14 protein-coding genes are annotated in these 15,417 nt (G+C 26.1%); 4 read left to right on the forward strand and 10 right to left on the reverse strand.

Annotation, left to right across the window (positions count from 1 at the left end):
- Positions 1-276 precede the first annotated feature (276 nt).
- From H9660_RS03340 to H9660_RS03365, 6 genes are all read right to left on the reverse strand, one after another.
- The gene (locus H9660_RS03340) at positions 277-1,665 is read right to left on the reverse strand and encodes a glycosyltransferase family 2 protein (protein WP_191748547.1); all 1,389 of its coding nucleotides are present in this window, start codon (positions 1,663-1,665) and stop codon (positions 277-279) included.
- A 301-nt stretch (positions 1,666-1,966) separates the two neighbouring features.
- On the reverse strand, positions 1,967-3,313 hold the full coding sequence (gdhA, locus tag H9660_RS03345) for an NADP-specific glutamate dehydrogenase (protein WP_191748549.1): 1,347 nt from the start codon (positions 3,311-3,313) through the stop codon (positions 1,967-1,969).
- 211 nt (positions 3,314-3,524) lie between these two features.
- A complete protein-coding gene (locus tag H9660_RS03350) occupies positions 3,525-4,148 on the reverse strand; it encodes a DUF2238 domain-containing protein (protein ID WP_243190589.1) in 624 nt (207 codons plus the stop codon).
- Between the two features lie 6 nt (positions 4,149-4,154).
- On the reverse strand, positions 4,155-5,114 hold the full coding sequence (locus H9660_RS16585; protein WP_191748551.1) for a rhomboid family intramembrane serine protease: 960 nt from the start codon (positions 5,112-5,114) through the stop codon (positions 4,155-4,157).
- 159 nt (positions 5,115-5,273) lie between these two features.
- On the reverse strand, positions 5,274-7,076 hold the full coding sequence (gene pepF / locus H9660_RS03360; RefSeq protein ID WP_191748559.1) for an oligoendopeptidase F: 1,803 nt from the start codon (positions 7,074-7,076) through the stop codon (positions 5,274-5,276).
- Positions 7,077-7,107: 31 nt separating this feature from the next.
- On the reverse strand, positions 7,108-7,506 hold the full coding sequence (locus tag H9660_RS03365; RefSeq protein WP_191748562.1) for a DUF6762 family protein: 399 nt from the start codon (positions 7,504-7,506) through the stop codon (positions 7,108-7,110).
- Positions 7,507-7,717: 211 nt separating this feature from the next.
- Between H9660_RS03365 and H9660_RS03370 the strand changes: the two genes are divergently transcribed.
- A complete protein-coding gene (locus H9660_RS03370; RefSeq protein WP_191748564.1) occupies positions 7,718-8,368 on the forward strand; it encodes a metal ABC transporter ATP-binding protein in 651 nt (216 codons plus the stop codon).
- 22 nt (positions 8,369-8,390) lie between these two features.
- A complete protein-coding gene (locus tag H9660_RS03375) occupies positions 8,391-9,191 on the forward strand; it encodes a metal ABC transporter permease (protein ID WP_191748566.1) in 801 nt (266 codons plus the stop codon).
- 69 nt (positions 9,192-9,260) lie between these two features.
- Here H9660_RS03375 and H9660_RS03380 read toward each other — a convergent pair whose 3' ends face one another.
- Both H9660_RS03380 and H9660_RS03385 read right to left on the reverse strand, forming a co-directional pair.
- Positions 9,261-9,674: a Fur family transcriptional regulator gene (locus H9660_RS03380; protein ID WP_191748568.1), complete on the reverse strand. Its 414-nt coding sequence runs from the start codon at positions 9,672-9,674 to the stop codon at positions 9,261-9,263.
- Positions 9,675-9,737: 63 nt separating this feature from the next.
- A complete protein-coding gene (locus H9660_RS03385) occupies positions 9,738-10,292 on the reverse strand; it encodes a manganese efflux pump MntP (protein ID WP_191748570.1) in 555 nt (184 codons plus the stop codon).
- Between the two features lie 187 nt (positions 10,293-10,479).
- Here H9660_RS03385 and H9660_RS03390 point away from each other — a divergent pair, with 187 nt between their 5' ends.
- Positions 10,480-11,697: a 6-phosphofructokinase gene (locus H9660_RS03390; protein WP_191748572.1), complete on the forward strand. Its 1,218-nt coding sequence runs from the start codon at positions 10,480-10,482 to the stop codon at positions 11,695-11,697.
- 122 nt (positions 11,698-11,819) lie between these two features.
- Positions 11,820-13,745: a ribosomal protection-like ABC-F family protein gene (gene abc-f / locus H9660_RS03395; protein WP_191748575.1), complete on the forward strand. Its 1,926-nt coding sequence runs from the start codon at positions 11,820-11,822 to the stop codon at positions 13,743-13,745.
- Positions 13,746-13,936: 191 nt separating this feature from the next.
- Here abc-f and H9660_RS03400 read toward each other — a convergent pair whose 3' ends face one another.
- Positions 13,937-14,389 (reverse strand): dUTP diphosphatase, encoded by a 453-nt coding sequence (locus H9660_RS03400; RefSeq protein WP_191748577.1) that lies wholly within the window; start codon positions 14,387-14,389, stop codon positions 13,937-13,939.
- A gap of 106 nt (positions 14,390-14,495) precedes the next feature.
- Positions 14,496-15,341 carry a calcium-binding protein gene (locus H9660_RS03405; RefSeq protein WP_191748579.1) on the reverse strand — a complete coding sequence of 282 codons (846 nt, stop codon included), beginning with the start codon at positions 15,339-15,341 and terminating at the stop codon, positions 14,496-14,498.
- Positions 15,342-15,417 lie beyond the last annotated feature (76 nt).

Below are 15,417 nucleotides of genomic sequence, written 5' to 3' on the forward strand. Positions count from 1 at the left end.
TAATACTCTTATTCTCTTACTTATTTTTCATTAAGTTAAATCACTATATACATATAGATTATAACTTTTTAATTCTAACATAATTAAAGTACAAATAAAAATATAAATGTTTCTTTCTCAAAAGTCAAACTAATGTTCGCAATTATTATTTTATATTCTTATATATTTAAAACTTCCAAACTGAAGGTTGGAAATTATAAAAATGTTATTCACAAGGTAAAATTTTTTATAATTTTCAAGGAATAATAAAGACGCAGCATTAAGCTACGTCTTTCTTTATTGAACATCACAAATTTCTATGTTTCTTATATGTTTAGTTGGATTCCACTCTTTATTATTCTTTCTTATTATTCCTTCTATTGTTATAGGTATCCATGTTAAAGTATATAAAGAATATAATAAGAATCTAAAGAATAATATAAGTTTCTTTTTTCCTAAGAATAATGCTGCTGCTAATAAAAATGCTAAATTATAAACTAAATCTATTAGTAATACTTCAAAATAGTTATCTGCTTTTGTAGCAAATATAGGAAGTAAAAATACATTCGATGTATAAAATACCAACATAGCAAATAATCCAGATGATATTTTTTTATCTAATTTTAAAATTAAAGGTGTAATTAAGAATTGCATTATACCTATTATTTTAAAGAAAAAGTCTCCAATTAAATAGCTTACTAAGAAAACATGAACCCCTTTATTACTTTGAATGATATTTAATATTAATGAAATACCAATCATTAACGTAAAAAACGGTTGAATTGAATATAAAGCACAGTCTATAACAAACCATTTTCTTTCTTTTATACCTTTTTTAAATAACTTAAAGAAATATCTAGTTGCTACATCTGTAAAACCTTGCATCCATCTTCTTCTTTGTACCCAGGATTGCTTTAATGTTAATGGTTTTTCATCATATATTATTGCATCATGAGCCCAACCTACTTTTTCCCCATTTAAAATTAGCTTACAACTAAACTCTAAATCTTCTGTAAGACAAGTTGCACCCCATCCTAATTCTTTTAATATATCAGTATCTATTGCAAATCCAGTACCACCAATTTGATTAGATAGTCCAACATTAGCTCTAGCTAATTGATACATTCTATTTTGTGTCCAAAAAGCTATTGAGTATGAAGCAGCTATCCAAGAATCATTTGGATTTTTACTATCTATATATCCTTGTACTACTTTATATCCTTCTAACATCTTTGAGTTTATTTCTTTACACCAATTTTTTGAAACTAAATTATCTGCATCAAATATCGCTATTGCATCATATTTTTTTTGCATTTTGAAAATCTTATCAAATATCCATTCAAGTGCATATCCTTTTCCTCTTTGATCTTTATTAAATCTTTCATAAACGTACACACCATATTTTCTAGCTATTTTTGCTGTATTATCTGTACAATTATCAGCAATTACAAAAATATCAAAAAGTTCTCTTGGATAATTTTGATTAAGCATACTTTCAATTAATTTTCCTATTACTACTTCTTCATTATGAGCTGCTACAACCATTGCAAATTTTTTAGTTGGTGTATAATTCTTATTTTCTTTCTTTCTCTTTAAACCGAAGAAAGCTAATATAAAATAATACATCATAATTGCAAAAACAGTTATTTGAAACACAGCCGTTAGTGAATAAATAATGTTTCCCATTACATACACTCCTTTATACAAAAGGTTTTTTATTATCTTAATTTATAAATTCCTTTAGACATCTTTATTAAATATATTCCAATAGGGGGAAAAAATCAAGTATTGAAATCTTAAAATTATATTAATATTGTTATTTTCATAAATGTTATTATTATTCTTTCCTACATATATAAAGTTATTATAAATCTTAAGTGGTAATTTTTTTTTAAATAAAAAGCCCTTTTATGTATATCAAAAATTATACATAAAAAGACTTTATATAAACTCAAAATAGGGGTTGCTATTTTTGAGATTTACACTATTAAATTATTCCTTGAGACATCATTGCATCTGCAACTTTAGTAAACCCTGCAATATTAGCTCCCATTAATATATTTCCAGGATTTCCATACTCCTCTGCTGCCTTTTTAGAATTTTTATAAATATTAATCATTATATATTTAAGCTTTTCATCTACTTCTTCAAATGTCCAAGATAATCTCATACTATTTTGAGACATTTCTAAAGCAGAACATGCAACGCCTCCAGCATTTGCAGCCTTAGCTGGTCCAAAAAGAACCCCTGCCCTTTGTAGTTCTTCTATAGCATCTAGATTAGTAGGCATATTAGCCCCTTCAGATACTACCTTTACGCCATTTTTTATTAATATCTTAGCAGCTTCTAAATCTATTTCTCCTTGAGTTGCACAAGGTAGAGCTATATCACATTTTTCTTTCCATATATTCCTACATCCTTCTACAAACTTTGCAGTAGGAACTTTTTCTAAATATTCTTTAATTCTTCCTCTTTTAACTTCTTTAATTTCTTTTATTAAATCTAAATTAATTCCATTTTCATCATAAACATAACCATTTGAATCACTTAAAGCAACTACTTTTGCTCCTAATTCAGTTGCCTTTTCACAAGCATATATAGCAACATTACCTGATCCTGAAATAAGAACTGTTTTATCCTTAAAGCTTAAACTATTATCATTAAGCATTTCTTCTGTAAAGTATACTAGTCCATATCCTGTAGCTTCTTTTCTAGTTAAACTACCACCATAACTTAAGCCTTTACCAGTTAATACTCCTTGATCATTAGCATTTCTTATTTTCTTATAGTACCCATACATATATCCAATTTCTCTAGCACCAACTCCAATATCTCCTGCTGGAACATCAGTATCTAATCCTATATGCTTACATAATTCAGCCATAAAACTTTGGCAAAATCTCATTACTTCTCTATCTGACTTTCCTTTCGGATCAAAATCTGATCCTCCTTTACCTCCGCCAATTGGTAAACCTGTTAAAGAGTTTTTAAATATTTGTTCAAATCCTAAAAATTTTATAATACTTTGATTTACAGATGGATGAAATCTAAGCCCCCCCTTATAAGGACCTATTGCACTATTAAATTGAACTCTAAAACCTCTATTAACTTGTACATTTCCATTATCATCTATCCAAGGTACTCTAAAAAATATTTGTCTTTCTGGTTCAACTAATCTTTCTAGTATTCCTTCACTTATGTACTCGGGATGCTTGTCAAATACAGGAACTAAAGAACTTAGAACCTCTTTTACAGCATCTAAAAATTCTCTTTCACCGTTGTTTCTTTTTTCTACTTCACTAATTACTTTATTAACATATTCTCTTCCTAACAATGTCCCCAACTCCTCCATGTTTAATAATATATATCATACAATATTAGCGTTTTTTTTACTATATCTTTTTTAAACATTCTTAAATTTTATTAATTTAATAAAATTATATAACTTTTGGTGAATTTTTGCAAATATAAAAAAGTAGAGATATACATTTTCTGCTTAATTATCAACATACTATAATAAGCAATACTCTATATCTCTACTTAAATTACTTTTTATTTTTCTCTATATCTTTAATTATCATATTTATTATTTTAATTTTCTTACCTTTACTATGCATATATATAGGTATAGAAGTTATAATACCAACTAAACTTCCACATATTATATCCCACATTGTATCTACTAAACTATTATTTTGAGCTTGAAAACCAAATAGTGAATCTGTTGTAAATTCCCACATTTCCCACACTCCAGCCATAGCAGTAGAAAAAATAACCACAAATATCACAGCAGTAAGTGAATTTATTTCTTTTCTTGAATTTTCAGTAGTTAAATATATAAATAATACATAGCCAATTAAAGCTATTACAGCTCCTGATAAAAGATGTAAAAACTTATCATAATTTGGTATTGAGTAAAAATCCCAAACACTTGCTAAATACATAGATAAAAATATAAACAAAAGATTTATATAATAAATTATCTTACATCCCTTTAGAAAACTTTTTTTATACAATAAATAGGTTAAACATATAGTTACAAAAGTTAATCCTATTCTAAATATTTTTTCATAATCTCCTAGAATAAATTTATAAATTAAAGTAATAATTAAAATTACCATAAATATTAATCCAACTAAAAATTCTTTATTCCTATTATTTTTTATCAAAAAAAATCACTCCCTGAATAAAACCGTTGATATTAATGCACCTATAGTTAACCCACCTAAGTGAGCAAAATTATCAATATTAGGTATAGCTACACCAATAATTACATTTAATCCAATAGTTTGTATTATATTTTTAACATATCTTTTTCCTATATTATGTCTTTCCTTTATTCCAAAAACTAACATGGCTCCTAAAAGACCAAAAATTGCTCCTGAAGCCCCAACAGATATCCCTCTAGAATTAAATATATAACTAAATATATTTCCTCCTATAGCTGATAATAAATAAATTATTATCATTTTTCTACCACCATATACCGTTTCCACTTCTTTTCCTATAATATTAAGTGCACTCATATTAAAAAATATGTGAATTAAACTTCCATGTAAAAATGCAGCTGTAATCAATCTATAGAATTGTCCATAATTAATTAACTGATTAAATTTAGCTCCCATTTCTATTAAAGTATAAATATCAATTTCTATAATATTTCTTGATTTAACAACTTCTAATAAAAAAATGCAAATATTTATTATCATAATACTATATGTAAATTTATATTCTTTAAACCTTTTGGTCTTTTTTTCATCACTCTTATTAATATAGTCAATTATAGGTATAAACGATTTAGATCCTTCACTACAATATATCAATTTTCTTTCTTTCAAAGAAAAGACAAGCTTATTATAATAACTATTTTCAGAATTTATATATTCATCAGAAGCCAAAACAATTAAATTAATTATAAATGGTTTATCTAAAGTACTAGATAAATATTCTTTAGCTTCACTGTATGCTATTTCTTCCTCTAAATCATTCGTTATTAAAACTGCCACATAAGCATTATCTATATCTAAAAGTCCAACCCATTTATTTTTATTATTAAACTTACTATAATAATCTCTCATAAAAAAATTCATTTCTTTAGTAAGTAAATTAAAAAATACTTTTTCAAACTTTTCCACTTTACCACCCCATATTCAATTGATAATTAATAATGCATAATTTATAATTAATGAAAAAAACTCCCTTAGGAGTTTTAGAAATAAATTAATTATTGATGTAATTTATTAAAATTACATCAATAATTATAAAAGCAATGTAGTAAATTAAAATTTATATTACTAATTTATTTCTTTATCTAGCATATCTAATAATTCGTTAAATCTTTCTATAGTTGCTTCTAAAGGTTGTGAAGTTGTCATATCAACTCCTGCTTTTTTTAGAATTTCAATTGGATAATCACTTCCACCACTCTTTAAGAAAGTAATATATTTATCTACAGCTCCTTCTTTGCCTTCTAGTATTGCTTTTGCAAATGCTGATGCTGCCGCATAACCTGTCGCATATTGATATACATAGAAATCTGAATAGAAGTGTGGTATTCTTGCCCATTCTATATCTATTTCATCATCAACTATCATATCTGGTCCAAAGTATTTAACATTTAAATCATGCCACGCTTTATTATAGTCTTCTGCAGTTAGTGGTGTTCCTTTTTCTAAAGTTTCATGAGTAAATAATTCAAATTCAGCAAACATAAGTTGTCTAAACACTGTAGTTCTTATTTGTTCTAATTCTTGGTTAATTAAATAAAGTCGTTTTCGTTTATCATTTTCTTTATTAATTAAATAATTTATAAGCAATGCTTCATTAGTAGTTGAAGCTACTTCTGCACAGAATAAAGTATATCCTGCATAAATATATGGCTGTTCTTTTCTTGAGTAATAAGAGTGAATTGAATGCCCCATTTCATGTGCTAAAGTTGAAACATCATTTAATTCATAGTTATAATTTAAAAGCACATATGGCATTGTTTTATATCCACCCCAAGAGTAAGCTCCGCCTCTTTTGCCCTTATTTTGATATATATCTATCCAGCCATCCTCTACTCCAGATTTGAATATATTTAAATATTCTTCTCCAAGTGGATTTAATCCTTCTATAACCATATCTACAGCTTTATCAAATTCTATATGTTCTTTAGGTATTTCTATAACAGGAACATATAAATCATACATATGCATTTCATCTAATCCTAATAATTTTTTCTTTAATGAAACATATCTATGAAGAGATTTTAAGTTATCATCTATAGTTTTAACTGCATTTTTATAAACTTCTACTGGAATATCATTAGGTTTTAAAGAAGCTTCAAGAGCAGAATTATACTTTCTTATCTTAGCTCCAAAATTAAAATTCTTAATTGAACTACTTAAAGTTGTAGCAAGTGTATTTTCTAATTCTTTGTATCTATTAAATAATGTTTTAAATGCTTCTTTTCTAACATTTCTATCTTTACTTTTTATAAAGCCTGAATAATTTCCTTCTGTAAGTTCTACCTTCTCTCCATCTTCATCTACAATATCTCCAAATTTCATATCTGCATTTGTTAACATATTATGAATTGATGATGGTGCTTCTAAACAATCAGAAACTGAAGCTAAAAGTTCTTCTTCTGATTTACTTAATATATGTGGCTTTTCTTTTAATATATCTTCAAACATAAACTTATACAGCTTTAAATCTTCTGTATTATTTATTATATTTTTTACTTCTTCTTCATCTAATGATAAAATTTCTGGAACAAAATAAGCTGTGTATGATGCATATTCAGCCATATATGCATCTACCTTATTCATCATAGCTTGATACTTCGAATTTGATGTATCTTCATCACATTTTAAGTGAGCATAAACATATATAGTTTCAGCTTTTACTCCAAGATCCACATATTTATCTAAAAATACTTTTATATTTTCTGAATTATTAAGCTTTCCCTCAAATTCTTTAAGCTTTGGTGCTTCTTCTTGTAAATTTTTAAAAGCCGCTTCCCATTCCTCATCAGATTTAAATATTTTCTCTACCTTCCACTTATCCTTACTATCAATTTCTTCTCTTTTTTTCAATACCTTTAAATCACTCATAATTTCCTCCTAAAAATTAGGCCCTCCTTATCTAAATATATTCTTCTTCTTTTCCTTCAATTGCCTTAAATACATCCTCCATAGAATTTTCTATTAGTTCTACGCATTTATTAATTCTTTCCTTCATAAATTCATAATCATCCACATATTTAAATTTTATTAAAAATGTAGGATTATATTCATCTAACATATCTTCTATTTCAAATTCTTCCTTTATAAAAGCTTCATAATTAAATAAATCATATATAGCTGAGTATTCCCATTCTTCCACGTCTTTATTTGTATCAAAAAATAAATTTACTTCTTCATTTAATACAAACAGCTTTTTTACATATAAAGCTCCCTCTGAAACTTGAAAACTACCAAGTTCTTTTGTTATAAAACCAGTCTCCTTATCTTTTTCCATTAATACTAAACTTGAAAAATCCATTTATATTCCTCCACGCTCTTTACTTTTGTTTCATTATTTATATTATATGTTTTATCCATATTATAAAGCAAGATATGTATTTATTCCATGATTTAAAATTATTTATTTAGTTAAGACTATTAAAAGTTAATATTTTGCTTTAAAAAGTATTTCTTGCAAATCATTCGCATTATCATATATAATTACTTTATAATATTTAGGAGATGATTTAATGATTGATATAAAAAACTTATGTTTTTCATATACAAATAAACCACCATATCTACTTAAAGATATAAATTTACATATCCCTAAGGGATGTTATTTATCTATAGTTGGTGAAAATGGTAGCTGTAAAACTACATTAATAAAACTAATTCTTGGCTTATTAAAGCCTACTTCAGGAAGTATTGAAGTAAATTCAAATTCAATTGGCTATGTACCACAAAGATTAGATTCTTTCAACTCACAATTTCCAATTACCGTAAAGGAAGTTTTAGCATGTCATAAAAAAACACTAAAAACTGATACAACTTCTGTAGATTCTGTTCTTGATGCTGTCAATATGAAAGATTTTAAAAATAGGCTTTTAGGAATGTTATCTGGTGGACAACAACAAAGAATATTAATTGCAAGAGCTCTACTTAGTAACTCAGAAATTATAATTTTAGATGAACCTTCAACAGGAGTAGATGAAGTTAATCAAAAAGATATATATAGTATCTTAAAAAAATTAAATAAAGAAAATAAAAAAACAATAATATCAATAGAACATAATATGGATATTGCATTAAATAATTCTACACATATACTTAAAATTGAAAATGCAAATATAAAATTATTTACTACTGATGAATTTAAGAATTTTAGAAAAGCTAATTAATGTTTAGGAAGGTTTAAATTATATGTTTCAATTAGATTTTATGCAAAATGCTTTTATAGCAGGCTTTATTATATCCATACTTTGCCCATTTATCGGTCTATTTCTTGTACTTAGACGTTATTCAATGATTGGTGATACTTTATCACATTCATCGTTTGCAGGAGTTGCTATAGGATTAGTTATTGGAGTTAATCCATTAATAACTGCTTTCTTATTTACTACTCTATGTGCAATTATTATAGAATTATTAAGAGAATATTATAAAAAATATGCTGAACTTGTTATGTCTTTAGTTCTTACCTTCAGTTTAGGTATAGCTATTATTTTAATTAGTAGTGGAAAAGCATCAGCAAAAGTAAATTCATTCTTATTTGGAAGTATATTAACCGTATCTTCACAAGATATAATTTTAATAGCAATTGTTGGATTAATTTGTTTAATTACTTTAATATTTTTATACAATAAATTAGTGTATATCACCTTTGACGAAGAAGGTGCAAAAACTTCTGGTATCAAAGTTAAGCTTATAAACTACATATTTACTATATTAGTTGGTGCAACTATTTCAATGTCTATAAGAGTTATGGGTATATTAGTAATTTCATCTATAATGATAGTTCCAGTTGCTACTGCTATGCAATTAAAAAAAGGTTTTAAAACCACTTTAATTTCAGCAATATTTATTGGTATATTCGATATAATGATGGGATTATTTTTATCTTACTATATAAATAGTGCTCCTGGAGGTACTATTGCAATAACATCAGTATTCACACTTATTTTAGTAATCATTCTTGAGAGATTTTTAAATATAAATAAGTAAATTATATATTTTATTCGCTAAAAAATGGAGTTATCTTAAGATAACTCCATTTTTTAGCAAAACTTAATATTACCAATTTTCTTTTTTACACTTATCGCAAATACCATTTAACTCTAACTTGTGTTTAGTTAAACTAAATCCAACCTTAGCTTTAATTGCCTCTTCTATTTCTTCCATAGGACATGGTATTTCAACAGATTTATGGCAAACATCGCATTGTAATATATGTTTATGATTTTCTTTTTTAAGTACAAATATAGCTGGCCCATCTATATTAATTTTCTTTATGACATTTTTATCTTCTAATAATTCTAATGTTCTATATATTGTACTTAAGTTTAAATTATTCTTTTGTTTTTTACATTCAGTATATATACTTTCTGCCGATAAACCTTTATCTGAAGCTTCTATTATATTTAAAATTGAAATTCTTCCTGCTGTGATCCTAATCCCATTTTCTTTTAGATAATTTTCCCAGATCATTTTTTTCTCCTAACGTTATAATCTATAATTAAATTATATCATTATTAAGAAACTTATCAAATACTAAAAAAACATCATTTTCATTCCTAATATTAACAATATCAATCCACCTAAAATATCAGCATATTTAAATATAAATTCTACCCTTCTTGCATATCTACATAAGAAAAATCCTAAAGTACACAAAAATAAAGTAATAAGTCCAACTAAAATAGCATCTATAAATATTAAAACTTTAATGGTTTCATAAAAAGCTGTAAACCCTACCACTAATGCATCTATACTTACAGACATTCCTAAAATTAAATACATTGACTTTTTTATTAACATAGAATCATCTTTATCATCATTTTTAAATGCTGATACCAACATTATTACACCTATTCCTAAAACAACAATTCCTCCTATTGCATTTGGAATAGAAACTATATATGTATCAAAAAATCTACCAGCTACTCCCCCCAAAAATATAAAAAAGAATTGAAAAAAAGCAAAAGATAAAATAAATCTAATTTTATTTCTTTTTACTAAATGTGGATTTATCCCTAGACTAATAGTAAGTCCAAGTGCATCCATTGATAAAGCTACTCCAATTAAAATTACTTCTTTTAAATCCATCTTATTATGAACTCCCCCTTAAATATAGATTCTAAAATATATATAATTCTTAAAAATATTTTTATGCATTATTTTTTACTAAAGTATTTATTTTAATTAATTTTTATTGTATATTATTAAATAGAGTATATTATATATCAAATTGTATATCACATTGTTTATTTAAAATTAAAGGAGTGTAACATAAATGGCTAATTGTATAGTAGCACAATCTGGTGGTCCAACAGCTGTAATAAATTCAAGTGTAGTGGGTTTATTAAAAGCTAATAATGAAATTAAAGCTTTTGATAAAGTATATGCAGGTTTAAATGGAATAGAAGGAATTTTAAATGGAAACATAATAGATTTATCGTCTTTTTCTGAAGATGAAATTAATGAATTTAGATATACCCCATCCTCTGGTTTAGGATCTTGTAGATATAAAATGAAACATTTAGAAGAATCTACAGAAGAGTATGATAAACTTTTAGACATACTAAAATGTAATGATATAAAGGCATTTTTCTATGTTGGTGGAAATGATTCTATGGATACTATTGCAAAACTTGGAAACTATGCTAAAAAAACTGGCTTAGATATTAAATTTATAGGAATTCCAAAAACAATTGATAATGATTTAATGTTTACAGATCATACACCTGGTTTTGGAAGTGCAGCTAAATTTATTGCAACTACGGCTTTAGAAACATATTTAGATTCTTCAGTTTACATAAATAATGGTATATTTATATTAGAAACTATGGGTAGAGATACTGGATGGCTTGCAGCCTCTGCTTGCATGGCTAGAATTAACGGCGAGCCTGTTGCTGACTTTATATACTTACCAGAAGTTGCATTTGACATAGAAAAATTCCTAACTGATGTTAGACAAAGATTTAAAGAAAAAAATAAAGTATTTATAGTTGTTTCGGAAGGGCTTAGAAATTCTGAAGGAAAATTTATAACAGAAGTTGAAAGCCAATCCCATGATAAATTTGGACATGCTCAATTAGGTGGTGTTGGTTCTTATCTTAAGAATTTAATAATAAATTCAAGCATTACAACTAGAGTTAAATCCTTAGAACTTGGAGTATTACAAAGATGTGCTATGCACTGTGCTTCTAATATAGATTTAGAAGAAGCTTTAGAAGTAGGCTCTTCTGCTTTAAAATTTGCTTTAGAGGGTAATAGTGGCTATATGGTAGCAATCAAAAGAGAATCTAGCTCTCCATATAAAACTTCTCACATTCTTGTGGAAGCTGATAAAATAGCTAATAACGTAAAATATTTCCCTACGAAATTAATAAATGAAGAAGGAAATAATATAAAAGAAGAAGCTTTAGATTACTTCTTACCTTTAATTTCTGGTGCTCCTTCATTAATTATAGATAATCATTTACCTAAATTTAAAACTATTTCAAAATAAGAGCTGTCTTTTAGACAGTTTCTTTTTATTTGCCTAGGTTTAAGCCTTAGAGTATAATAAAATTATTGATTTTGAATTTATGTAATTTAAGTTTATATATACAGTTACTTTAGGAGGCAAAAATGGTAGTTTTAAGTTGTAAAGATATATCGAAAAGCTATGGAATTCAAGAAGTTTTAAAAAAAGTTACTTTTTCGATAAATGAAGGGGATAAAGTTGGTATTATTGGCGGAAATGGAGAAGGTAAATCAACTCTATTTAAAATAATATCTAAAGAGATTATACAAGATGATGGAGAAATATTTTTAGATAAAAATAGAACTATAGGTTATTTATCTCAGCATGTAGATTTAGATTTGAAAAATACTATTTACAATGAAATGAATTTAGTGTTTCAAGAATTATTAGATATAGAAAATAGACTACATACTTTAGAAATTAAAATGGCAGAACCTTATGATGAAAATAATGCTACTTATCATGAAAAAATAATAAAGGATTATACCACTCTTCAAGATCTCTATTCACATAAAGGTGGATATACATATAAAGGTGAAATTTCTAGAGTTTTAAAAGGACTTGGATTTTTAGAAGAAGATTTTGATAAAGTTATAGAAACTTTAAGTGGAGGGCAAAAAACTAGAGTTTCATTATGTAAACTTTTATTAAAAAATCCTGATATTATTTTATTAGATGAGCCTACTAACCATTTAGATTTAGATGCTATAGAATGGCTTGAAGAATACTTAAAAAATTATAAAGGAACAGTTTTAGTAATTTCCCATGATAGATTTTTCTTAGACTCTGTCACTAATAATACTTTTGAAGTTATTAATGGTCATGTTAATTGTTATAATGTTTCTTATACTAAATTTATAGAACAAAGAAAAAAGAATTTTGAAGCTCAACTTAAAGCTTATAATCTGCAACAAGCAGAAATTAAAAGACAAGAAGCTATTATAGAAAAATTTAGAAGCTTTAATAGAGAAAAAAGTATTAGAGCTGCAGAAAGTCGTGAAAAAGCCCTTGAAAAGATGGAGAAAATCGATGCACCTGATAAGGATAAGGAAGCTTCTAAAATTAAATTTGAAACCTCTGTTAAAAGCGGACATGATGTTCTTCATATTGAAAATTTAGCTAAAAGCTACGGAGAAAATAAACTTTTTTCAAATTTAAATATGGATTTAAAAAGAGGTGAAAAGGTTGCTTTAATAGGCGAAAACGGTCGTGGTAAAACAACATTATTCAAAATAATTCTTGAGAATATAGAAGCTGATAATGGTAAAGTTATTTTAGGAACTAATGTAAATGTCGGTTATTACGATCAAGAACAATCAGATTTAAACTTATCTAAAACTATAATAGATGAAGTTTGGGATGAGTTCCCTAAATTAACTACCTCTAAACTAAGAAGTGCTCTAGCCTCTTTCTTATTTACAGGGGATGATGTTTTTAAAATTATTAACACTTTAAGCGGTGGAGAAAAATGTAGAATTAATTTACTAAAATTAATGCTTTCTAAAGCAAACTTACTGTTATTAGATGAACCTACTAATCACTTGGATATTATTTCAAGAGAAGCTTTAGAAGATGCTTTATTAACTTACGACGGAACTTTGCTTGTTATATCTCATGATAGATATTTCTTAAATAAAGTTATTAATAGAATACTGGAACTTAAAGAAGACGGTACAAAGGAATACCTTGGAAACTATAGCTACTACCAAGAAAAGAAAGTTAATCCTAATAGATTTGAAATACTTGAAGAACTAGCTAACGGTAAAACAAAAACTCAACTAAAAGAAGAAAAAAAGAAAAAGAAAGAGCAAGAAAAAGAAGAAAAGGCTCAAAAATTAAAACTAAAAAAATTAGAAGATGATATTGCTAAAGCTGAAGATGATTTACTTTCCCTTCAAGAAAAACTTTGCCTTGAAGAAGTTTACTCAAATCCAACAGAAAGCGAAAGAATTAGTAAAGAAATAAAAGCATTAGAAGAAAAAATTTCTTCTCTTTACGAAGAATGGGAAGGAATAGAAATTAATAATTAATAATTAATAATTAATAATTAATAATTAATAATTAAAAATTAATAATGAAGAATGAAAAATTAATGAAAAAATCCTACGGATTTTTAAATAGAAGTGCTTCGCACCATTTATTTTAAGTTTTGCTATGCAAAACATCCTTAATTTTACATTCTTCATTCTACATTCTTCATTTAAAGATTGTTACGCAATCTTTATTTTTTTCCTGTTGATCCAAATCCTCCTCTATCTTCATTTCCAAAGGATTCAACTTCTTCAAATTCTATTTCTGGCATAACTTCCATAATTCTAAATTGTCCTATCTTATCTCCATATTTAATCCATGTTCCTTTTTTTCCTTCACTCTCTTCTTTTCCTTGAAGGCAGTAAATAGGCATATGCCATTGATCGTTATCTCCTATATATGTATCATCTACTACACCTACAGAATTAGTTTGTATTATTCCCCATGTCTTAAAAGTGCTACTTCTAGGAGCTAAATGTCCTTCCCATCCTTTAGGTAATTCTAAAGCAAATCCTAATGGTATCATAGCTCTAGTACCCTCTTCTACAAAAACATCTTTATTTGAATATACATCTATCCAATTTCCTTTAACTATTTTTTTTAGTTTAGTAGCATTATCAAAGTATTTTATTTTAATTCTCATTCGTATCTCCTCTTTTTAATTTCTATTTATCTACTTCTATTTTATATTAAGAAAATAAAAAAATAAAGCTTACATTTTATACATTATAAGCTTTATTTTAAAGATATTATCTGTAATATCCAGATTTAATTTTATTTACTACAACAATACTTTTTTCTTTGTTATTAGAATCTATTGTTACTTCATTCCAATTGTAGTAAATTGGCTTTTCAAAATATCTTCTATCAACTATTGCTATAATTCTATAGCATCCATTAGGTAAATTATTGAAGGTTACTTTTCCAATGCTATCCGTGAATTTTGAATCATATAATTTAGGAGAAACTCCATTTAATAAATATAAATTAATTCTAGCTCCTCTAAGTTCTAGCCCTTCTCTAGAGCCTAATTTTGAATACACTTCAATAATCCCCTTTTTTTCTTCTTCTCTTCTCTCTATTGGATTATCGTATTGATTTTTTACTTTTTTATTTAAATCGTATTCTTCTTGATTATTTGCTACATATTCTACTTGGTTATTTAACCCATATTCTAATTGATTATTTAGATCGTATTCTACTTTATCATCACCACTATATTTTGTCTGTAAATTTCTTTCTATTTCAGCATATATACTGTGATAATTTCTCTTATTTTTTTCTTCCTCTCTTTGACTTTCTTCACTTATTATATTTTCCTCACTTATTGTATTATCTTCCTTTATTATATTTTCTTCCTTTACAAAGGATTCAACTATAAATGTATCCTTTATCTCTTCTTCCCTTAATTCTTCAAAATTACTTTCTATTCCCCCTATAAGGCTATTAGAGTCTATGTTGTTATTAAAATTTATAGTTTCATCTTGTTCAGTTGCATTGTCTATATTGATAAATAAATTTATATTTCCATCCTCATCCATAGTATATTGATTATTTTCATCATTTTGATATTGATCATCAATTATTATTTTCATATTAACCTCCAAAGCATAATATAGTTACATAATATGATTTTATATTATGGTTTGTGATTATTTTTTAATAAAAACT

Source organism: Clostridium gallinarum (genome assembly GCF_014836325.1).
Classification (GTDB): domain Bacteria; phylum Bacillota; class Clostridia; order Clostridiales; family Clostridiaceae; genus Clostridium; species Clostridium gallinarum.